Annotated in this window: 15 protein-coding genes and 1 pseudogene; 8 read left to right on the top strand and 8 right to left on the bottom strand. The window is 69.9% G+C overall.

Going from position 1 to position 21387, the window contains the following annotated elements:
- Positions 1 to 293: 293 nt before the first annotated feature.
- Positions 294 to 1247, top strand: a complete 954-nt coding sequence (locus NJ4_RS21695; RefSeq protein WP_067440382.1) for a hypothetical protein — start codon at positions 294 to 296, stop codon at positions 1245 to 1247.
- Positions 1248 to 1269: 22 nt separating this feature from the next.
- On the top strand, positions 1270 to 2208 hold the full coding sequence (locus tag NJ4_RS21690; protein WP_067440379.1) for a tetratricopeptide repeat protein: 939 nt from the start codon (positions 1270 to 1272) through the stop codon (positions 2206 to 2208).
- Between the two features lie 107 nt (positions 2209 to 2315).
- Here the strand turns inward: NJ4_RS21690 and NJ4_RS21685 are convergent, their stop codons facing one another.
- From NJ4_RS21685 to NJ4_RS21660, 6 genes are read right to left on the bottom strand one after another with little or no spacing between them, the layout of a single operon-like run.
- Positions 2316 to 3095: an NUDIX domain-containing protein gene (locus NJ4_RS21685; RefSeq protein ID WP_067440375.1), complete on the bottom strand. Its 780-nt coding sequence runs from the start codon at positions 3093 to 3095 to the stop codon at positions 2316 to 2318.
- Positions 3096 to 3105: 10 nt separating this feature from the next.
- Positions 3106 to 3987 (bottom strand): phosphotransferase family protein, encoded by an 882-nt coding sequence (locus NJ4_RS21680; protein WP_067440372.1) that lies wholly within the window; start codon positions 3985 to 3987, stop codon positions 3106 to 3108.
- 1 nt (position 3988) lies between these two features.
- Complete coding sequence (gene glgB, locus NJ4_RS21675; protein ID WP_067440369.1) at positions 3989 to 6160, bottom strand: 1,4-alpha-glucan branching protein GlgB; 2172 nt, start codon at positions 6158 to 6160, stop codon at positions 3989 to 3991.
- 27 nt (positions 6161 to 6187) lie between these two features.
- Positions 6188 to 7579 (bottom strand): maltokinase N-terminal cap-like domain-containing protein, encoded by a 1392-nt coding sequence (locus tag NJ4_RS21670; RefSeq protein ID WP_067440364.1) that lies wholly within the window; start codon positions 7577 to 7579, stop codon positions 6188 to 6190.
- Entirely contained in the window at positions 7576 to 9267 is a 1692-nt protein-coding gene (gene treS, locus NJ4_RS21665; RefSeq protein WP_067440362.1) for a maltose alpha-D-glucosyltransferase, read from the bottom strand. The genes NJ4_RS21670 and treS overlap by 4 nt, the downstream gene beginning before the upstream one ends.
- Positions 9264 to 11252: an alpha-1,4-glucan--maltose-1-phosphate maltosyltransferase gene (locus NJ4_RS21660; RefSeq protein ID WP_067440356.1), complete on the bottom strand. Its 1989-nt coding sequence runs from the start codon at positions 11250 to 11252 to the stop codon at positions 9264 to 9266. The genes treS and NJ4_RS21660 overlap by 4 nt, the downstream gene beginning before the upstream one ends.
- Positions 11253 to 11366: 114 nt before the next feature.
- On the opposite strand from NJ4_RS21660, the gene glgP reads away from it, so the two are divergent.
- The 3 genes and pseudogenes from glgP to NJ4_RS27210 form a co-directional block, all read left to right on the top strand.
- Positions 11367 to 13970: an alpha-glucan family phosphorylase gene (glgP, locus tag NJ4_RS21655; RefSeq protein ID WP_067440434.1), complete on the top strand. Its 2604-nt coding sequence runs from the start codon at positions 11367 to 11369 to the stop codon at positions 13968 to 13970.
- Positions 13971 to 14080: 110 nt separating this feature from the next.
- Positions 14081 to 15772, top strand: coding sequence for an MFS transporter (locus NJ4_RS21650; RefSeq protein ID WP_067440354.1), 1692 nt, complete (start codon positions 14081 to 14083; stop codon positions 15770 to 15772).
- A gap of 2 nt (positions 15773 to 15774) precedes the next feature.
- Positions 15775 to 15954, top strand: a pseudogene (locus NJ4_RS27210) (DUF2652 domain-containing protein); the annotation flags it as partial.
- Positions 15955 to 16011: 57 nt separating this feature from the next.
- Here the strand turns inward: NJ4_RS27210 and NJ4_RS21645 are convergent.
- Positions 16012 to 16803 (bottom strand): ion channel, encoded by a 792-nt coding sequence (locus NJ4_RS21645; protein ID WP_082749010.1) that lies wholly within the window; start codon positions 16801 to 16803, stop codon positions 16012 to 16014.
- Complete coding sequence (glgX, locus tag NJ4_RS21640) at positions 16800 to 18974, bottom strand: glycogen debranching protein GlgX (protein ID WP_245644663.1); 2175 nt, start codon at positions 18972 to 18974, stop codon at positions 16800 to 16802. The genes NJ4_RS21645 and glgX overlap by 4 nt, the downstream gene beginning before the upstream one ends.
- Before the next feature lie 65 nt (positions 18975 to 19039).
- On the opposite strand from glgX, the gene NJ4_RS21635 reads away from it, so the two are divergent.
- The 3 genes from NJ4_RS21635 to NJ4_RS21625 all read left to right on the top strand — a co-directional run bounded on the left by NJ4_RS21635 (position 19040) and on the right by NJ4_RS21625 (position 21352).
- Positions 19040 to 19843, top strand: a complete 804-nt coding sequence (locus NJ4_RS21635; RefSeq protein WP_067440347.1) for an enoyl-CoA hydratase/isomerase family protein — start codon at positions 19040 to 19042, stop codon at positions 19841 to 19843.
- Positions 19844 to 19907: 64 nt separating this feature from the next.
- The gene (locus NJ4_RS21630) at positions 19908 to 20300 is read left to right on the top strand and encodes a hypothetical protein (protein ID WP_245644662.1); all 393 of its coding nucleotides are present in this window, start codon (positions 19908 to 19910) and stop codon (positions 20298 to 20300) included.
- 158 nt (positions 20301 to 20458) lie between these two features.
- Entirely contained in the window at positions 20459 to 21352 is an 894-nt protein-coding gene (locus NJ4_RS21625) for a DUF6801 domain-containing protein (protein ID WP_157551284.1), read from the top strand.
- Positions 21353 to 21387: the final 35 nt, after the last annotated feature.

The following is a 21387-nucleotide window of genomic DNA, read 5'->3' as shown; positions in this document are numbered from 1 at the left end:
ACGAGACGGGTACTGCTCGGTAGCCAGCCGAACCGCGCCCCATCATGTCAGAAAAACTCGGCGGCCGCAGACCCGGGCGGTTAGGGTGACGGGGTTCAGAGCGCGGACGGGTGCAAGGGCAGGGCGAAGGTGTCGTGGTGAGGTCGTTGCGGGGTGCGAGCTGCCTCGCGATCCTCCTGCTGACGCTGCTGGTCGGCACGGTTGCCGAGGCAGTTCCGGCCGATCCGGACGGCCCCGTTCCCCCGAGCCCAGAGCTCCCCGTTCCGTCGTGGGTGACGTCCGCCCCTAGTGAGATGTCCGCGTCGAGGGCCGACTCGGCCGACGCCTCGCGCAGCTTCCGGGACCAGCACCCCGACCGCACGCGTCGTGTGCCGGCGTACCTGCCGGTCGTTCGCGCCGATCGCGTCGTTCCGGTCTTCTCGGTCAGGTTCTCGGCCCGGGCAGGGGAGCGGCGCTACATTGCGACCACGGTGATTGCTCGGCAGTCACGCACCACCCCTGACAGCCTGCTTCTTGCGTCGGTCTCCCTGACCTGTGCGCCGTCGGCGAGCGGCGTGCGTACGGCGGGCGCCTCCCGCAACGTGATGCGCGGTCGGGGGACGAGACTCGTGGCGCGATTCGTCTACGTCGCTCCACGGTCGGGGCCCGTGGTGTGCCGGGTCTCGGCCAGCGGCATGCGCCCCCGGCCAGTCGCCGTGGGCTACCAGAGCGCGAACGTCTGGCAGGTCGGGCACGACTCCCGGCTGTGGGTCTCGGCCGTGGTGCCGCCGTGGAACCGCAGCGTCTCGACGACCCGGGGTTCACGGGTGCTGGGACCTGGGCAGGGCCTGGTCCTGCGTCGCGTGCTCCCGGTGGGCGCCTCAGCGACGGGCTTCGAGGTGGTCGCCGATCACAAGGTGACCACCTGCTCGGCCGTCGGCGGGAGCCGTGACGCCAGCACGGCCGGTCGTGAGCTGTGCGCCGGTCGGGTCAGTCGCGCCGGCACCGGGCTCCGGCTCCAGATCGTGGCGCGCCAGGAGGCACGGCCGGGGTCGCGGTGCCGAGCCGCGGCCACCGTGATCTCCCGCCGTGCGTGGGTCGGCGCAGATGTCCACCACAGCATGGTCTCCGGCTCCGGTCGGGTGCCGATCGGCCGGGCGGCCGGGTGCCTGGGGAGCTTCGCGATCACCTCGAGACTCGTGCACCGGACCGGTGCCGACGTGGTGGTGCACGCGCCGTCGTACCGGGGCACGATCGTCAGCCGCTGACCCATCGGGGAGGATGGGGGGCATGAGTCAACAGCCGTTCTCCCGTCCTGGTGCGATCGACCTGTCCGGACTGCGTCGTCCGGCCACCCCGCCGGCTGGTTCCGGCACGCCCGAAGGCACCCAGTCCGCCGCCGGCGCGTACGCCGTCGAGGTCACCGAAGCGAACTTCCAGACCGTGCTCGAGTCGTCGATGACCGCGGCCGTCGTGCTGGTCTTCCACTCGCCCACGCAGTCGCCCGAGAGCAGCACGTTCGCCGCCGACGTGGCGACCGTGACCGGCGAGTTCGACGGCCGGTTCCTGGCCGGCCTCGTCGACATCGACGCGTCGCCCCAGATCGCGCAGGCGATGCAGATCCCGCAGGTGCCGCTGATGCTGGTCATCCTCGAGGGCCGTCCGGCGAGCCAGCCGATCCCCGGTGCCTTGAGCGCCGACGAGCTGCGCACCCTGTTCAACCAGCTCGGCCAGCAGCTGACTGCCCAGGGCATCACCGGGCGCCACCAGCCCCGCGGCACGGCGCCGGTCACCGACGAGGCCGGCGAGCCCGAGCCCGACCCGCGCTACGCGGCCGCCCAGGACGCCCTCGGTGAGGGCGACGTCGATCGTGCGGTCGCCGAATACCAGAAGCTCGTCGACGCGAACCCGGCCGATGTGGAGGCGGGTGCTGGACTGGCGATGGCCAAGGTGCTGCAGCGCACCCAGGGGGTCGACCTCAACACGGCCCGTGCGGCCGCTGCCGAGGCTCCCGACGACGTCGACGCCCAGACGCTGGTCGCCGATCTCGACATGCTCGGTGGCCACGTCGAGGACGCGTTCAACCGGCTGGTCGACCTCGTGCGCCGTACCGCCGGTGACGATCGGGACAAGGCGCGCACGCACCTGCTCGGCCTCTTCGCTGCCGTCGGCAACGACGACGAGCGCGTGATCCGCGGTCGTGGGAATCTGGCGTCCGCGCTCTTCTGAGCCAGGCCGCCGCCGCGCGACCTGCGCGGCGCCCTGGTCGCTCCGCACGTGGCGGAACGCGTGTGGAGCGACCGTGACCTCGCGTTGCACGGGGAGAGGGCGGTCGGTCAGGCGCGGCCGGACTCCGTGTACGCCGAGCCGTCGCCACCCAGGCTGGCCAGGGTCGCGGCCACGCGTCGGTAGGTGAAGTCGGCGGCCCGCTCCTCGATCTCGTCGAGCCTGAGGAACGCGGCCTCGCGGATCTCGCGCGCCTCGAGGACCATGCCGTCGACCAGGGAGGCGTCATGGACGCCACCGTCGAAGACCAGGCAGACCGCGTCGTCCCACCCCGACCATGCGGGCAACCAGTCGGTGAGCAGCAGGTGGCCGGCGGTGATGTCGACGCCGAGCTCCTCGGTCAGCTCTCGACCGGTGGCCAGACGGGGTGACTCGCCGACCTCGACCACGCCTCCTGGGAGGTCCCAGTCCTTCTTGTAGGTCAGCCGGCACATCAGCACCCGCCCGTCGCCGTCGCGCACCAGCATCTGGCCGATCGCGCGCTTGCGGGGCAGGAACGAGTTCAGCATCGCCCGGAAGCCCGGGCCGTCCGAGATCGGCGGGTCATCGGCCAACCTGGCGAGGACCACGACCTCGCCGTCCACGTCTCGGCGTACGCCCTCGCGGCGCAGCCCCGACCAGGTGGCGACGCGTAGCCCTGCCTCGTCCTCGAGACGCACGAGGGCCTCGACACGGTGGTGGTTCTCGAGGGCGGCACCGATGCCCCCGGCGACCACCTCGATCGCAGCCGAGAGGCTGAGATCGCGCAGCCCGGGGCCCCAACTGATTCGGGCAGCACCGTCGGAGGTCGTCTCGACGGACACGGGCGCGGAGGTCGGCTGCTCGGTCACGGCCGCAACCCTATCGAGGGTGGTCGTGAAGGCGAGCGAGGAGGAGGTCGTTGGCTCGGTCGGCCGCCGGGTTCTCGCCGGCCCGGGAGGCCAGCTCGACCAGAGCCCACAGGTCGGCGGCCACGGCCAGCTCGATCAGGTCGCCCGGGACCGCGTCGATCTCGGTCGCCTCGATGACGGCGTCGACGAAGACGGGGGAGTCGGCGTGCCGTAGCAGGTTGCCCAGGTCGGTGACGGGCAGTCCGGCGTGGGCGAACTCCCAGTCGAGGACACCGGTCACCTCGCCCGTGGCGGGGTCGACGAGCAGGTTCTTCGGGTTGAAGTCGCTGTGCACCAGGCAGTGGCGGTCGATCGGGTCGAGCAGGTCCTGGGCCCGGTCTGCCGAGGTCAGGAGGCGTTCGAGGTCGTCGGTCGGCCACCGCTCGAGCGCGGATCCGGGCACCAGCGACTCGGCGAAGGTTCGCAGGTCGGAGGCCTCGGGCCCGAACGAGCCGATCGACAGGTCGGCGTCGATGAACGGCCCCGTGGTCAGGAACGGCATCCGGTTCAGCCGGGTCAGCACACCGCCGAGTGAGGCGCCGATGCGCCGTTGCAGGTCGTCGTCGGCGCCGGGGAGCACGAGGTCGAGCCGGGTGCCGGGCAGGAACGAGGTGACCAGGATGGCGGGAACGTCGGCCGTCGGGTCGGGTCGACGTACCTCCAGAACTCGGGGGACCGGCAGCAGCCCCCGCACGAGGCGCAGCACGGCCGCGTCGATGTCGACGGCATCCGGGCCACGCTGAGCCGACCGTCCGCCATGGATGCGTACGACGACCTGCTCCGCGCCGCTCGTCCCGAGGAACGTCTCGCCGCTGTGTCCACCGTCGAGGGGGGTGAGTCCGGAGTCGAGCACGTCACTCCGCCCGGCGCAGCCACACCGTCGCCAACGGTGGCACCACGATCGTCGCGCGCGCAGGCTGACCGGACCACTCACCGGCAACGGCCTCGACCCGGCCGAGATTGCCCACGCCGGACCCGGCGTAGCCGGTGGCATCGGTGTTGAGCACCTCCTGCCAGGCGCCCGCCGACGGGAGCCCGAGGACGTAGTCGTGGTGCGGGACGGGGGAGAAGTTCGCAAGGCACACGACGTCGGGGACACCGGGTGCGCGGCGCAGGAAGGAGAAGACGTTGCGCTGCGCGTCATTCGCGTCGATCCACCCGAAGCCCGACGGGTCGTGGTCGGCGGCGAACAGGGCGGGTGAGTCGCGATAGATCCCGTTCAGGTCGCGGACGAGGTCGCGCATGCCGGCATGCTCGACGTGGTCGAGGAGCCACCAGTCGAGCTCGCGCGCCTCGGCCCACTCGGACTCCTGCCCGAGCTCGCAGCCCATGAACAACAGCTGCTTGCCCGGATGGGCCCACTGCCAGGCCAGGTAGGCACGCAGGTTCGCCAGCTGCTGCCACCGGTCACCGGGCATCTTGCGCAGCAGGGAGCCCTTGCCGTGCACGACTTCGTCGTGGGAGAGCGGAAGCACGTAGTTCTCGGCGTAGGCGTAGACCATCGGGAAGCTGAGCTGCCCGTGGTGGTGCACCCGATGCACCGGGTCCTGCTGCACGTAGGCCAGCGAGTCGTGCATCCAGCCCATGTTCCACTTGAAGCCGAACCCGAGACCGTCGTCGGAGGTCGGCCGCGTGACGCCCGGCCAGGCCGTCGACTCCTCGGCCACCATCATCACGCCGGGCACTCGGCGGTAGACGGTGGCATTGAGCTCCTGGAGGAAACGCACCGCCTCGAGGTTCTCGCGGCCGCCGTGCACGTTGGGGGTCCACTCGCCGGGCTCTCGGGAGTAGTCGAGATAGAGCATCGAGGCCACGGCATCGACGCGCAGCCCGTCGACGTGGAACTCCTCGAGCCAGTAGAGCGCGCTGGCGATCAGGAAGTTGCGCACCTCGTTGCGTCCGAAGTCGAAGATGTAGGTGCCCCACTCGGGGTGCTCACCGAGCGCCGGGTCGGGGTGCTCGTAGAGCGGCGTGCCGTCGAACCGGGCCAGCGCGAACTCGTCCTTCGGGAAGTGCGCCGGCACCCAGTCGAGCAGCACCCCGATGCCGGCCCGGTGGAACCGGTCGACCAGCAGACGGAGCCCGTCGGGATCGCCGAAGCGGGCGGTAGGGGCGAAGTAGGAGGTCACCTGGTAGCCCCAGGATCCGCCGTAGGGGTGCTCCATCACCGGCATCAGCTCGACGTGGGTGAAGCCGAGGTCGCTGACGTAAGGCACCAGCTCGTCGGCCAGCTCGGACCAGCTCAGCATCGCCGCGCCACGCTTGCGCCACGAGCCCAGGTGCACCTCGTAGACCGCCATCGGCTCCTCGGTGGGCCGCTGCCCGGCGCGGTGGGCCAGCCACCCCTCGTCCCCCCAGGCGTACGCCGACTCGGTGACCCGCGAAGCGGTCTGCGGCGGCAGCTCGGTGGCAAACGCGAGCGGGTCGGCCTTCTCCCGCCACTGGCCGTCGGGACCGAGCAGGGCGAACTTGTACGTCGCACCGTCGCCCAGGTCGGGCAGGAAGATCTCCCACACGCCTGAGCGGCCGAGCTGGCGCATCGGTGTGGCCCGGCCGTCCCAGTCGTTGAAGTCGCCGATCAGCCGCACTCCCCGGGCGTTGGGGGCCCACACCGCGAACGAGGTGCCGGTGACACCACTGTCGTAGGAGCGCAGGTGGGCACCGAGCACCTGCCACAGCTGTTCGTGACGCCCCTCGTTGATCAGGTGGAGGTCGGTCTCGCCGAGCGTCGGCAGGTAGCGGTAGGGGTCGTCGTACGTCGTGGGCGCGCCGTCGTAGGCCACCGAGATGCGGTAGTCGGGCACCGCCGAGATCGGCAGCTCACCGACCCATACGCCCTCGTGCTCGTGGACGAGGGGGGTGCGCTCCTGACCGTGCAGTACCTCGACGGAGGAGGCCAGCGGCCGCAGGACGCGGACCGTGACGCCGCCCTCGTGCGGGTGTGCCCCGAGCACGGCGTGCGGGTCGCCGTGCCCACCCTGGATCAGCAGGTCGAGCTCAGTGATGTCGATCGGACGGATCGGCACGGTGGACCTCCTCGGTTGGGGCGTGGCTCACGCAGTCAGACGGACGACGCCCGCCAGCGGGATGCCGAGCCAGGACGGGCGGTTGCGTGCCTCGTAGACGCACTCGTAGACGGCCTTGTCGGCTTCGTAGGCAGCCAGTTGGAGACGTTCGTGATCGGTCAACGCGCGCCCGGCGTAGGCCGTGACGAACGCGTCGCGGTTGCGCTGGGTCCACTCGTCGCCGTGGAAGGCGCGCTGGGCGTTGCCGGTGTCGTCCGAGGCCGCGAACGACCGGGCCACGACAGCGGCCGCGTAGTCGAAGGACCTCAGCATCCCGGCCACGTCGCGCCACACGGAGTCCGGCAGCAGTCGATCGGCCAGGGGCTTGGCCGGCTCGCCCTCGAAGTCGACGATCTTCCAGCCTCTGACGGTGCGCAGGGTCTGGCCCAGGTGCAGGTCGCAGTGCACCCGCTGCACGGTGAGGGTGTCGAGGGTCGCGAACCGGTCGTAGATCGCGTGCAGCGCGGAGGCGTGCTCGGCGAGGCCCGGGACCACGTCGATGGCCTCGACGAGGCGGTCGTGCATGCCCTGCCCCAGTGCGGCCACCTCGGCCGTGCCGAAGGTCTCGGTCGGGAAGGCCTGCGCCAGCACCTGGTGGGTCTCGGCCAGCGCGACGCCGAGGCGCTCGCTCTCGGACGCGAAGTCGCCACCCACCTCGTCGGCACGGAGGTCGGCCTCGGCGAACAGGTTGCGCACGCTCGCCTGGGCCAGCTCCCACCCGTCGCTCGCGGTGCGCAGGAACTGCTGCAGCATGGCCAGCTGGATGATCGCGTCGGAGGCCTCGTCGACCGTGTCGAGCCAGCCGTAGAGGGCCGCGACGTGGTCGGAGCCGGCCTCGGTGAGCACGTGGTGGATCTGGATGTCGGGATTGACCCCCGGCGTGACCTTGCGGAAGACCTTCATCAGGCTGTCGTCGCCGAAGGCGACCGAGGAGTTCGACTGCTCGCCGCTGAACAGGGTGGAGTGGGCGGTCAGGTCGAGGTCATGGCCGGGCAGACGGTGGAAGTCGAGCAGGCCGCGTCGCCGCGAGGATCCTCCTTCGGCCTCGGCGAAGGCGCTGAGCCACTGGCCCATCGCATCGCGGTCGTGGACCGCGTCGTAGACGAACGACGGGCCGAAGTCGGGGTCCTCCCAGGTGCCGACCAGGGCGTGTTCGAGTCGCTCGTCGGCCACGGTCCGGAAAGCGAGCGGCAGCTGGTAGAGCTCGGTGTCCCCGTCCTCGTAGGTCACCTCGGCCAGGTCGATGGCGACCTTGGGGCCGTCGGGCTGCGTCGGGAGTACGCCGGTTCGTCGGGTGGAGGTGACCGTGAACCCGCGGCCCTTGCCACCGAACCACCGGGCCTCGCCGATGAAGGCGGTCAGTTGCTCGAGCCCGGTCACGGTGTCGTCTCCTCCTTGGGCAGCCGGAACCAGTAGAAGCCGTAGCCGCCCAGTGTCAGCAGGTAGGGGAGCTCGCCGACCGCCGGGAACGGCACCCCGCCGAGCATCTCGATGGGGGAGCGGCCCTCCCACTGGCGCAGGTCGAGCTCGACCGGCTGCGGGAAGCGGGAGAGGTTGTTGACGCACACGATCACGTCGTCGCCGTGCTCGCGTGCGTAGGACAGCACGCTCGGGTTGGAACCGCCCAGGTCGTGGAAGGTGCCCAGGCCGAACGCGTCGTGCTGGCGGCGGGCGTGGATCATCCGGCGGGTCCAGTGCAACAGGGAGGACGAGTTCTCCATCTGGGACTCGACGTTGACTGCCTGGTAGCCGAAGACCGGGTCCTGGATCGCCGGCAGGTGCAGCTTGCCCGGCGTGGCCGAGGAGAACCCGGCATTGCGGTCGGGCGTCCACTGCATCGGGGTGCGTACGCCGTCACGGTCACCGAGCCAGATGTTGTCGCCCATGCCGATCTCGTCGCCGTAGTAGAGCACCGGCGAACCGGGCAGCGACAACAGCAGAGCGGTGAAGAGCTCCATCTGGTTGATGTCGTTGTCGAGCAGGGGAGCCAACCTCCGCCGGATGCCGATGTTGGCCTTCATCCGTGGGTCCGTGGCGTACTCGTCCCACATGTAGTCGCGATCCTCGTCAGTGACCATCTCAAGGGTCAGCTCGTCGTGGTTGCGGAGGAAGATGCCCCACTGGCACGAGTCGGGAATCGCCGGTGTCTGCTCGAGGATCTCCGAGATCGGGTACCGCGACTCGCGGCGTACGGCCATGAAGATGCGCGGCATGACGGGGAAATGGAAGGCCATGTGGCACTCGTCGCCACCGACCTCGGGGTTGCCGAAGTAGTCGACCACGTCGGCTGGCCACTGGTTGGCCTCACAGAGCAGCACCCGACCGGGGTAGTTCTCGTCGACGAACCTGCGGCACTTGCGCAGGAACTCGTGGGTCTCGGGAAGGTTCTCGCCGTTCGTGCCCGGGCGCTCGTAGAGGTAGGGCACCGCGTCGAGACGGAAGCCGTCGAGACCCATGTCGAGCCAGAACGCCATGGCCTCGAACATCGCCTCGTGGACCTTCGGGTTGTCGAAGTTGAGGTCGGGCTGGTGGCTGAAGAAGCGGTGCCAGAAGTACTGCTGGCGGACCGGGTCCCAGGTCCAGTTCGACGGCTCGGTGTCGACGAAGATGACCCGGGCGTCCTGGTAGAGCTCGTCGGTGTCGGACCAGACGTAGAAGTCGCCGAACGGCCCGTCGGGGTCCTCGCGGCTGGCCTGGAACCACGGATGAGCGTCGCTGGTGTGGTTCATCACGAAGTCGATGATCACCCGGATGCCGCGCTTGTGCGCCTCGTCGAGGAACTCGTGGAAGTCGTCGACCGAACCCGCTTCGGGGAGGATGTTGGTGTAGTCGGCCACGTCGTAGCCGCCGTCGCGCAGCGGCGAGGTGAAGAACGGCGGCACCCACAGGCAGTCGACGCCGAGCCACTGCAGGTAGTCGAGCTTCTCGGTGAGTCCCTTGAAGTCGCCGGTGCCGTCGCCGTTGGAGTCACGGAACGACCGGACCAGGACCTCGTAGAAGACCGCGGTCTTGAACCACTCCGGCTGGTCGCCGATCGTGCTCTCGCCGATGCTCTGGCTCTCGGTCAACGGGGGCTCCTCACGGTCAGGATGTGTGCCGGCTCGACGGACGGGTCGAGGCGCACGTAGTTGTGCTCGGTCCAGTTCCACGACTGGTCGGTCAGCTCGTCGTGGACGACGAACGCTTCGTGCGGGTCGAGCCCCAGGACGTCAAGATCGAGGTGCACCATCGTCTCGCGGGTCGCGTGCGGGTCGAGGTTGACCACCACGATCACGATGTCGTCGCCCGCCCCCGGAAGGTGTGCGGTCTTGCTGAAGCAGAGGATCGACTCGTCGTCGGTGCGGTGCACCGTCACGTTGCGCAACAGTCTGAGGGCAGGGTGCTGGCGGCGCAGCTCGTTGAGCCGCGTGATGTACGGCGCGAGCGTGCGCCCCTGCTCCTCGGCACCGGCCCAGTCGCGGATGCGGATCTGGTACTTCTCGGAGTCGAGGTATTCCTCCGAGCCCGGCTTGACCGCCACGTGCTCATAGAGCTCGAAGCCCGCATAGACACCCCAGCTGGGGGCACCGAGGGCAGCCACGGTGGCGCGGATCTTGAACGCCGCGGGGCCGCCGTACTGCAGGTAGGCGTGCAGGATGTCGGGCGTGTTGACGAACAGGTTCGGCCGCATCAGGTGGCTGGACTCATGGGAGAGCTCGAGCAGGTAGTCGCCGAGCTCCTGCTTGCCGGTGCGCCAGGTGAAGTAGGTGTAGCTCTGGTGGTAGCCGATGGCACCGAGACCGTGCATCATCGCCGGTCGGGTGAATGCCTCGGAGAGGAACAGCACACCGGGGTCGAGCCGGCGTACCTCGGCGAGCAGTCGCTCCCAGAAGGCGAGCGGCTTGGTGTGCGGGTTGTCGACGCGGAAGATGCGGACGCCGTGGTTCATCCAGTGGCAGACCACGCGCAGCACCTCGGCGTAGATGCCCTGGGGGTCGTTGTCGAAGTTGACCGGGTAGATGTCCTGGTACTTCTTCGGCGGGTTCTCCGCATAGGCGATCGTGCCGTCGGCGCGGGTGGTGAACCACTCGGGGTGCGACTCCACCCACGGATGGTCGGGGGCGGCCTGCAGGGCCAGGTCCAGTGCGATCTCGAGGCCGAGCTCGCCGGCCCGGGCCACGAACGCGTCGAAGTCGTCGAGGTCGCCCAGGTCCGGGTGGATCGCGTCGTGGCCGCCGTCCTTCGACCCGATCGCCCACGGCGACCCGGTGTCGTCAGGGCCGGGGGTCAGCGTGTTGTTGGGCCCCTTGCGGTTGATGGTGCCGATCGGGTGGATCGGCGGCAGGTAGAGCACGTCGAAGCCCATCGCCGCCACCGCGTCGAGACGGTTGGCGGCGGTGCGGAAGGTGCCGCTGGTGACCGTGCCGGTCGCCGGATCCTGCGTGGCTCCCTCCGAGCGTGGGAAGAACTCGTACCAGCTGCCGAACAGTGCCCGTGGCCGGTCGGCGTACGCCGGGTAGGGGCCCTCGACGGTGACCATGTCGCGCACCGGATGGGCGCGCAGCACCTCGCGCAGCGCGGGATCCTGCAGCACGGCAAGGCGTGCCGGGACCGGCCTGGTGGTGTCGGACGCCGCGGCGACGGCGCCGGCGATCAGGGTGCGTGGATCGGTCTCGGTGGCCCCGAGGCCGGTCAGCACCCGTTCGAGGAGCAGTCGTCCCTCGGTGAACATCAGCTCCGTGTCGATGTCAGCGGGGATCTTGATGTCCGCCGCGTGCTGCCAGGTGGCGACCGGGTCGGACCAGGCGTGCACCTCGAAGGTCCACGAGCCCTCGAGATCGGGGGTCACCCACGCGGTCCAGTGGTCGGGTCGGGTGGGCGAGAGCGTCATCCGCACCGGCGCCCGGCGCACGCCGTCGGGGCCGGTGAGCACGACCTCGGCGCCGAGTTTGTCGTGCCCCTCCCTGAAGACCGACGCGGTCACCGGAAAGGGCTCGTCGCGAGTCGCCTTGGCGGGCTGTCGCCCCAGGTCGACGACCGGGGTCACGTCCATCACGGGTATGCGTCCGACCATGGCCCCAGACTTCCGCACCGCCCTGCCACAAGCAAACGCCGACCGGATCGGGTCCGGGAGAGCGGTGATCTCACGCGCAGGCGAGGCGGTTGCCGGGTGGGCTACGGTCGACTCGTGCGTGCGATCCGAAGGTTCACCGTCCAGCCCGTCCTGCCCGAAGCACTCCATCCGCTGGGGGAGCTGTCGACCAACCTGCGATGGGCCTGGCACCCCGAGACCCAGGATCTCTTCCGGGCTGTGGACGCCGACCTGTGGGAGTCGGTGCATCACGACCCGGTCAGGCTGTTGGGTGCGGTTCCGCCCGCACGCCTCGACGAGCTGGCGGCCGACGAGTCGTTCCTGGGCGAGATGGGGGCGGTGCATGCCGACCTCACGACGTACCTCACCGGCGACCGCTGGTTCCAGAAGACCGCGGCAACGCAGGGCACCTGGCCAACGTCGATCGCCTACTTCTCTCCCGAGTTCGGCATCACCGCGGTGCTGCCGCAGTACTCCGGCGGCCTCGGCATCCTCGCTGGCGACCACCTGAAGACGGCCTCCGACCTGGGCGTCCCGATCGTCGGCGTCGGCCTGCTCTACCGCCACGGCTACTTCCGCCAGCACCTGTCCCGCGAGGGCTGGCAGGAGGAGACCTACCCGGTCCTCGACCCCAACGGCCTGCCCATCTCGCTGCTGCGCGAGGCGGACGGCGAACCGGCCTCGGTCACGGTTCCGCTCCCCGGCGACGACCCGCTGCACGCCCGCATCTGGGTGGCCCGCGTCGGCCGGGTCCCGCTGCTGATGCTCGACGCCGACACGGAGGCGAACGCCGCCCACCTGCGCACCGTCACCGATCGCCTGTACGGCGGCACCAGCGAGCACCGACTGCTCCAGGAGCTCCTGCTCGGCATCGGTGGGGTCAAGGCGTTGCGCGCCCATTCGCGCCTGACCGGGGCCCCGGCGCCCGAGGTGTTCCACACCAACGAGGGTCACGCGGGCTTCCTCGGCCTCGAGCGGATCCGCGAGCTCACCGTCGACCCGGTGGAGTCCGGGGGCCGACCCCTGGACTTCGACACGGCGCTCGAGGTCTCTCGGGCCGGCACCGTGTTCACCACCCACACGCCCGTCCCGGCCGGCATCGACCGCTTCCCGACGGACCTGATCGCCCAGTACTTCGGCGGATCGGGTGAGCGCGGGGGAGGTGCCGTGCCCGGCGTACCCGCCGACCGCGTGCTGGCCCTGGGCGCGGAGGGCTACGACGGTGGCGACCCGGGCGTGTTCAACATGGCGGTGATGGGCTTCCGGCTGGCCCAGCGCGCCAACGGCGTCTCGCAGCTGCACGGCCACGTCTCGCGCGGCATGTTCAACGGGCTGTGGCCGGGCTTCGACGAGACCGAGGTGCCGATCGGGTCGATCACCAACGGCGTGCACGCCCCGACCTGGGTGGCCCGCGAGGTCTTCGACCTGGGCTCGGCGGCCGGCGCCGACGTGTCCACCGACAGCTCCGACGCCTGGGACGTCGTCGACCGCGTTGCCTCGACCGACATCTGGAGGGTCAAGCGGCTGCTGCGGGAACGACTCGTCGAGGACGCCCGCCGCCGACTGCGGGCCTCGTGGGAGCACCGGGGCGCCGCCGACGCCGAGCTGGGTTGGGTCGACGAGGCGCTCGACCCCGACGTGCTGACCATCGGGTTCGCGCGCCGGGTGCCGTCGTACAAGCGGCTGACGCTCATGCTGCGCGAGCCCGAGCGGCTCAAGCGGCTGCTGCTCCACCCGGAGCGACCGATCCAGCTGGTCATCGCCGGCAAGTCGCACCCGGCCGACGACGGTGGCAAGAAGCTGATCCAGGAGATCGTCAGGTTCGCCGACGACCCCGAGGTGCGGCACCGCATCGTGTTCCTGCCCAACTACGACATCGCCATGGCGCAGCCGCTCTACCCCGGCTGCGATGTCTGGCTCAACAACCCGCTGCGTCCCTACGAGGCGTGCGGAACGTCGGGGATGAAGGCCGCGCTGAACGGCGGCCTGAACCTCTCGATCCTCGACGGCTGGTGGGACGAGTGGTACGACGGACGCAACGGCTGGTCGATCCCCTCCGCCGACGGGATCGACGACCCCGACCGTCGCGACGACCTCGAGGCGGGTGCGCTCTACACGTTGATCGAGGAAGAGATCGCGCCGCGGTTCTACGACCTCGACGACACCGGTGTGCCCTCGCGCTGGATCGAGATGGTGCGCCACACACTCAAGTCGCTCGGCCCGAAGGTGCTCTCGAGCCGCATGGTGCGCGACTACGTCGAGCAGCTCTACGTGCCGGCGACCGCCACCGCGCGCGAGCTGGTCGACCACTCTCGCGCCGCGGGGTTCGCGGAGTGGAAGCAGCGGGTGCGATCGGCCTGGCCCGGCGTGCGCGTCGAGCACGTCGAGTCCCACGACGTCGCCGACTCACCCGAGGTCGGCTCCCGCCTGTCCGTGCACGCGTTCGTCTCCCTGGGCGACCTCGCACCCGACGACGTGGAGGTGCAGCTGGTGCACGGCACGATCGCGGCCGACGACACGCTCGCCGACACCGTGGGGGAGCCGCTGCACCCCGTGGCGTCGTACGACGGGGGCCGGCACCGGTTCGACGGATCGGTCACGCTGGATCGGCCGGGCCCGTTCGGCTACACGGTCCGCGTCCTGCCGCGCCACGACCTGCTCGCGACTCCCGCCGAGCTCGGCGTGGTGGCCCTGCCCTGAGCTCGCCGTACCCTGCGCTGAGCAGGTGGCCGCTGCACGAGATCCCACCCGATTCACCGAGACTTTCGGCAACGCCGGCGACGAAGCCGATCGCGCACTAGAGTCCGTGCATGAGGGAGGCTGCCGGTCGCAATCGGCTGGCCGGGGCCGCGGCCGCGTTCACCAGCAACGCCCGCAACCCCGACCTGCGCCGCGCCCAGCTGAGCTTCCTGGGTGCCTGGACCGCCGAGTGGGCCTTCACCGTGGCGCTCGGCATCGTCGCCTACCGCGACGGTGGCGCCACCGCGGTGGGACTGGTCGGGCTCCTGCGGATGGCACCGTCCGCGCTCATCGCCCCGCTGTTGTCGCCGCTCGCCGATCGCGGACGGCGCGAACGGGTCCTGATCGTGGTCTCGACGGTGCGGGGAGTCGCGACCGCCGCCGCGGCAGTCGTCGCGGCGCTCGCCGGCCCACCCCTCGTGATCTATGCCCTGGCCGTGCTCTCGACGATCGCCGCGACCCTGTTCCGGCCGGCACACTCCGCGTTGCTGCCCTCGTTGTGCCACACCGGGCACGAGCTGGCCAGTGCCAACGTGGTCCGAGGCTTCCTCGACTCCGCCGCCACGCTGGTGGGCCCGCTCCTGGCGGCGGTGCTGCTCGAGCTCACCGACGTGGCCGTGGTGTTCGCGGTGGCGGCAGCCTCGTCCCTGTGGGCCGCCGGGCTCCTGCTCCGGCTGTCGTACGACGCCCCGCCCCGGCCCTCGTCAGCGGCCCGGCCGCGGCTCGTGCGGGAGGCCGCTGAAGGGGTGCGTGCGGTGCTCCGGAACGCTGACCTGGCCCTGATCCTCGGTCTCGCCGCTGCCCAGTCCTTCACCCGGGGCGCGTTGACCGTCCTCTCCGTCGTGGTTCCCCTCGAGCTGCTCGGCACAGGGGACTCCGGGGTCGGCACGTTGATGGCGGCCGTCGGCGTGGGTGCCGTGCTCGGCTCGCTCGCCGCGTCGTTGCTGGTCGGCACTCGCCGGCTCGGCGCCTGGTTCGCGGTGGGCGTCGCGCTGTGGGGGCTCCCTCTCGCGCTCGTCGGGGCCGTCCCGCGGGAGGGTGCGGCCCTCTTCTTCCTGGCCTTCGTCGGCGTCGGCAACGCGTTGATCGACGTCGCGGGCTTCACCCTGCTCGGTCGGCTGGCGCCCGACGAGGTTCTTGCCAGGGTCTTCGGGGTCCTGGAGAGCCTGGTCGCGGTCTTCATCGGGATCGGCGCCGTCGCCGCGTCCTGGGTCGTCACGATGTCCGGCCCGCGCTCCGCGCTGGTCGGCATCGGCGTCATCTGCCCGGTCCTGGCGGTGATCGCGTGGCGTCGGCTGCGCCTCCTGGACCGCACGGTGGGAGTGCACGACAACGATGTCGGGCTCCTCCAGCGAGTCCCGATGCTGCGCACGCTGCCGCTGCCCTCCGTCGAGCAGCTGGCCCGAGGGCTGGAGCATCTCGAGGTGTCAGCGGGCCACATGGTGTTCTCGCAGGGTGATCTGGGGGACAGGTACTACGTGATCGAGGCCGGCGAGGTCCAGGTGGTCGGTGACGGAGCGGTGGTGGCCACCCTCGGCCCGGGTGAAGGATTCGGGGAGATCGCCCTGTTGCGGCGCACGCCTCGCACCGCGACGGTGGTGGCCACGACCGACGTCCGGTTGCGGGGCCTGCTCTCGGACCGCTTTCTTCCCGTCGTTCTCGGGTTCACGCCCAGCGCCCGGGAGGCCGCTGTGGGCGTCGAAGGCATGCTGGACCGGTTCACCCCGAAGGATCCGCCTGCCGATCCGTCACCAACTCCTTGAGGGTGCTCCGAGTACATGAGCACCCACCGGATGAGCCTCGCGCACGCCGAGGTCAACACCGGTCCCTGCTCGAGAAGGTGATCGACGCCGCGCCCGGTCTCGGGCTGATCGACATCGAGGTCGACGCCGCCTTCCTCTACCGAATGGCAGAGTCACCGGCCCCTGACGAGCTCGTCGACGAAGTCGTGGGCATCGCCGTCGCCGGAGCCTCACGGTCAGGTGACACGCCACGGGGCGGTTCAGGACGGCGCCCCGTCGGGCTCCGAGCCCCCGGTCGGGTCGTCGCTCGGGTCCAGGATCGATGCCTCGGCGCGAAGCTCCTCGTGCGAGACGCCCAGCCGGGCGGCGCGGGCCGACAGCAGCGCCATGATGCGGGCCACCACCAGCGCGAGGTAGAGCATCCCGGCGATCTGCTCGATCATCACGAACGAGCGGGCGTGTGGCCGGATCGGTGCGATGTCGGACAGACCGGTGCTGGTCAGCGTGGTCACCGAGAGGAAGAGCAGCTCGGTCCATGAGCGCGGATCGGCGGTGTTGACGGCGGCGTTGAAGGAGTCGGGCCAGACCAGCTGCGTGGCGGCGTACACGTAGGCGAAGGCCCACGCGAGCACGGTGAAGGTGGCGCCCGTCGCGAACACCTCATCGGTGGTGACCACGTTGTCGCTGAACATGTATCGGATCAACGCGTAGGCGGTGTAGAAGTAGAACACCGCATGGAAGACCGCCGACCAGAGGGCGATGTCGGTGTTGTCGGGCAGTGCCGCCTCGCAGATGGTCAGCACCACCACCGGCACGCCGATCAGGGCAGCCACCCAGCTCAGCGCCGGGGTGAGCCGGATCGCCATCACGGCGATCACCAGCACCACCAGGGCAAACGTGCTGAACACCGCCCGCCCCACCGGCGCGGACCCCAGGAACGGGTAGACGATGATGCCCAGCAGCTGCACGACGAGCAGCACCGCCGAGGGATGAGCCCGCACGGTGCGGAACCACGAGCTCGTCGCCGGCGGCTGTGGCGTGGTGCCGATCATGTCTGGCGCAGCACGAGCACGGAGCGCGCTGCCAGCTCCACCTCGTCGCCGGCCTTCACGGCGTTGCCGGGCACGTGGGCCGGATCGGTGGAGAGGACGACCTCACCGGCCTGGACCCATGCGTTCTCGGGAAGGGTGAGTGCCGCCGCACCATCGGCGGCATTGAGCCAGATCATGAACGACTTGTCGACCTGCTGCTCGCCGCGCGGTCCCGGCGAGCGCAACGGTGCACCCGAGACGAACATGCCCACGATCGCGAGCGACTCGTCGAACCAGTCGTCGGCCGACATCTCGCGGCCCGACGGGTGCAGCCAGGCCAAGTCCTTGGGGCCGTCCTGGATCGCCGGCCGCCCCTCGAACCAGTGCCGCTGCCGCAGCGCCGGGTGCTCGCGGCGCAACCGCAGCGCGGTCTTCGTGATCTCGTAGACGTCCAGCCAGGCGTCGTCGGGACGCCAGTCGATCCAGGACGTCTCGTCGTCGTGGCTGTAGGCGTTGTTGTTGCCGCCCTGGGTGCGGCCCCGCTCGTCGCCGGCGGTCAGCATGGGTACGCCGTTCGACAGGCACAACGTGGCCATCAGGTTGGCCGCCTGCCTGCGACGCAGGCCGACGATGTCGGCGTCGTCGGTCTCGCCCTCCACGCCGTGGTTCCAGGACCGGTTGTTGTCGGTGCCGTCGCGGTTGTCCTCGCCGTTGGACTCGTTGTGCTTGTGGTCGTAGGTGACCAGGTCGCGCAGGGTGAACCCGTCGTGTGCGGTCACGAAGTTCACTGTGGAGTACGGCGACCGGCCGTCGTCGGCGTACAGGTCCGAGGAGCCGGCCAGTCGGGTCGCCACGGTGCGGATGCCTGAGGAGTGGCCGCGCCAGAAGTCGCGGATGGTGTCGCGGTACTGGTCGTTCCACTCGACCCACGGCGGCGGGAACTCACCGACCCGGTAGCCGTCCATCGAGGCGTCCCAGGGTTCGGCGATCAGCTTCACGTGCCGCAGGATCGGGTCCTGACCGATCGCGGTGAGCAGGTGGCAGTCCATGTCGACCTCCTGGCGCACCCGGGTCAGGGCGGAGGCGAGGTCGAAGCGGAAGCCGTCGACGTGCATCTCGGTGACCCAGTAGCGCAGGGAGTCGAGGATCAGGCGCAGCACCGGGGGGTTCGACGCGTCGACGGTGTTGCCGCAACCGGTGACGTCCCAGTAGGTGTCGTCGAACGGCGGGCGGCTGTCGTCGTCGGTGGGGGTGGGCAGCACCCGCTGGTAGAAGCCGCGATCGTCGAGTCCCCGGAACGACAGGCTGGGCCCGAGTGCGCCGCCCTCCGCGGTGTGGTTGTAGACCACGTCGAGGATCACCTCGAGTCCCGCGTCGTGGAAGGCCTTGACCATCGCTTTGAACTCACTGACCTGCTGGCCTCGGTCGCCCGCGGAGGAGTAGGCGTTGTGCGGGGCGAAGTAGCCGATCGTGTTGTAGCCCCAGTAGTTGACCTGGTCGTTCTCCAGCAGTCGCGGCTCGGAGACGAACTGGTGGATCGGCAGCAGCTCGACTGCCGTGACGCCGAGATCGTTGAGGTAGTCGGTCACCGCCGGTGTGGCCAGGCCGGCGTACGTGCCGCGCAGCTCCTCGGGAACCCGGTCGTGGAGCGCGGTCATGCCCTTCACGTGCATCTCGTAGATCACCGTGTCACGCCACCGGCGGCGCAGGGGAGCGTCGGCACCCCAGTCGAAGGTGTCGTCGACGACGACACTGCGGGGGACGTACGGCGAGGAGTCGGTGTCGTTGCGGTGCTCGGGCTCCTCGAGCTGGTGCGCATAGATCGCCGGGTCGTCGGTGATCGTTCCCGAGATGGCCCGGGCAGAGGGGTCCAGCAGCAGCTTGGCCGGATTGAAGCGCAGCCCCTGGTCGGGTTGCCAGGGCCCGTCGACGCGATAGCCGTAGGTGGTGCCGAGGGCAACCCCGGGGATGGCGCCGTGCCAGATCCCCAGCGACTGCTCGGTGAGCTGGTGGCGCTTCTCGCCGCCGTGCTCGTCGAAGAGGCAGACGGTCACACCGGTCGCTGCCGGTGCGTGGACCGCGAAGTTCGTCGCCTCCTCCGACCACGTGGAGCCGAGTGGGTAGTTGCGCCCGGGCCAGATGGCTGAGTGTTGTCCTGGGTGGGACCAGATTCCGGGAGTCACCCGCGACATTGTCCACGACCCCGCCCACTAGAGTCACGACAGACACCCGAACCACACCAGGAGTTGCAACCGCGATGGGCACCACTGACACCCCAGCCGCCGGCGAGTTCGTCCGGCTCGAGGTCTCCGACGGCGTCGGCACGATCCGTCTCGACCGTCCCAAGATGAACGCGCTGAGCGAGCAGGTCCAGGAGGAGATCCGGGCCGCCGCGACCGAGGCTGCGGCCCGCGCCGACGTCAAGGCCGTCGTCGTCTACGGCGGCGAGCGGGTCTTCGCGGCCGGCGCCGACGTGAAGGAGATGGCCGACATGTCCTACACCGAGATGGTGGACCGCTCCGCCGGCCTCCAGTCGGCGTTCACCGCGGTCGCCAAGATCCCCAAGCCGGTCGTCGCGGCGGTCACCGGCTATGCCCTCGGAGGGGGGTGCGAGCTGGCCATGTGTGCCGACATCCGCATCGCCGCCGACAACGCCACGCTGGGTCAGCCCGAGATCCTGCTCGGCATCATCCCCGGTGCCGGTGGCACCCAGCGGCTGACCCGACTGGTCGGCCCGAGCAAGGCCAAGGACATCATCTTCTCCGGCCGTTTCGTGAAGGCCGACGAGGCACTGGCGATCGGGCTGGTGGACCGGGTCGTGCCGGCCGACGAGGTCTACGCCGAGGCCGTGAAGTGGGCCTCGCAGTTCGTCGGCGCAGCGTCGTACGCCGTCCGCGCCGCCAAGGAGTCGATCGACCGAGGCCTCGAGGTGGATCTCGAGACCGGTCTGGAGATCGAGCGGGTCCAGTTCGCGGCGCTGTTCGCCACCGAGGACCGCAGCATCGGCATGAAGTCGTTCGTCGAGAACGGCCCCGGCAAGGCAGAGTTCCGCGGCGCGTGACTCCTGTCGCTTCGTCGCGTTGTTGTTGACAGCGCGTGTTGAGCATCGAGTGAAGGGATCGGTAGTGGCCGACAATCAGGACAAGACCAAGGGCAAGACCGACGACGAGTCGACTGCGAAGGCAGGGGCCGGGCGCAAGGCGCCGATCGAGATCAGCCTCGGTTCGGTGCGAGCCCGGATCGCGCAGGTGGTCTGGATCCTCTGTGCCCTCTTCGCGCTGATCCTGGCGCTCGGCGCGCTCACCTATGCGCTCAAGGCCAATGCCGACAACGGTCTGGTCGAGTTCGTGCGTGACTGGGCCGGCCGCCTCGACCTCGGCATCTTCAGCCTGGAGAACGGCATCAAGGAGTTCAGCGGCAAGAACGCGGAGATCAAGAACGCGCTCTTCAACTGGGGCATCGGGGCCGTGGTGTGGCTGGTCATCGGTCGCGTGCTCGACAAGGTGATCCGTCCCTGAGCATGTCGTTCGGCGAGCCGCCAGTAGCGTGACCCAGGTCACGCTACTGGCGGGTCACTTTTGCGCAGCAACGTGTCTAGGGTTCCCAGTGCGTGTCGATCATCACTCCGGAGGGGAGTGACGGCGCGCGGACAGCGAAAGCTGTGGAGGGAACACACATGTCTATTGCTCTGCCAAAAATCGGGTTCCGCAAGGTCGCTGCGGCCAGTGCTGTGGCCGTCGCCACCGCCGGTCTCTCGGTCCTCGTCGTCGCACCGGCGGCACAGGCCCAGAGCGCGGACCTGAACTACACCTGCGGCGTCCCCCTTCTCGGTGACAAGACGTTCATCGTCTCCTCGGACACGAACTCGCCGGCCACCGTGCCAGCGGGCAAGTCCTTCGTGCCGAGGGTGACCGCGACAGTGACCATCCCCGCGGACGTCGCGTCGGTGATCACCGGCACGCTGAAGGCCACCACTGCCGAGGGGAGCGCCCAGGTGAGCACGTTGGTCAACGGCGCCACCAAGACGGTCTCCATGACCATCCCGAAGACGACGATCCCCTCGGGGGCGCTGCCGGTCGCAGCATCTGGCAATGGTGCCGCGATCAAGGCGGGCAACGCGGGTACGACGATCAAGATGGCCGCATCGTCGTTCACGTCGCACCTGGTGCTGAAGAAGGCGGACGGCAGTCCGGCTGACCTCATGTCCGAGATCGACGTCGCCTGCACCCTGCAGCCCGACCAGGATGCCTCGGTCGACACGGTCAAGGTGGTCAAGGCGGCCAGCACCACCCGGGCGACGGTGGCCTACAGCAAGGCCCGCAAGCGCGCGATCGCCACCGCGACCGTCAAGGGTGCCTACGGCAATCGGGCCACCGGCAGCGTTCGATTCGTGCTGAAGAAGGGCACCAAGGTCGTCAAGCGCCTCACCGCCAAGGTCAACAGTCGCGGAGTGGCGCGCAGCACCTTCACCCGGGTCAAGGCCCGCGGCGCCTACTCGCTCCAGTCGACCTACCTCGGCAACCGCAACCTCAAGGGTTCGGCGAAGGTCGTGAAGTTCCGCGTGCGATGAGCTGAACCTGGTACGGCGTGACGGCCCGGCGAGTG

Origin of the sequence: Nocardioides jensenii JCM 1364 = NBRC 14755 (genome assembly GCF_001552535.1) — a bacterium.
Taxonomy (GTDB): Bacteria; Actinomycetota; Actinomycetes; order Propionibacteriales; family Nocardioidaceae; genus Nocardioides; species Nocardioides jensenii.
Note: the sequence above shows the minus strand (reverse complement) of the source record. Positions and strands in the feature narration are given on the sequence as shown.

What these genes read in the sequence shown, in the direction of transcription:
- NJ4_RS21690 (WP_067440379.1), top strand. Translation starts at nt 1,270, where the DNA reads ATGAGTCAACAGCCGTTCTCCCGTCCTGGTGCGATCGACCTGTCCGGA.
- glgX (WP_245644663.1), bottom strand. Translation starts at nt 18,974, where the DNA reads ATGTCGCGGGTGACTCCCGGAATCTGGTCCCACCCAGGACAACACTCA.
- NJ4_RS21635 (WP_067440347.1), top strand. Translation starts at nt 19,040, where the DNA reads ATGGGCACCACTGACACCCCAGCCGCCGGCGAGTTCGTCCGGCTCGAG.
- NJ4_RS21695 (WP_067440382.1), top strand. Translation starts at nt 294, where the DNA reads ATGTCCGCGTCGAGGGCCGACTCGGCCGACGCCTCGCGCAGCTTCCGG.
- NJ4_RS21645 (WP_082749010.1), bottom strand. Translation starts at nt 16,803, where the DNA reads ATGATCGGCACCACGCCACAGCCGCCGGCGACGAGCTCGTGGTTCCGC.
- NJ4_RS21650 (WP_067440354.1), top strand. Translation starts at nt 14,081, where the DNA reads ATGAGGGAGGCTGCCGGTCGCAATCGGCTGGCCGGGGCCGCGGCCGCG.
- NJ4_RS21625 (WP_157551284.1), top strand. Translation starts at nt 20,459, where the DNA reads ATGTCTATTGCTCTGCCAAAAATCGGGTTCCGCAAGGTCGCTGCGGCC.
- NJ4_RS21660 (WP_067440356.1), bottom strand. Translation starts at nt 11,252, where the DNA reads ATGGTCGGACGCATACCCGTGATGGACGTGACCCCGGTCGTCGACCTG.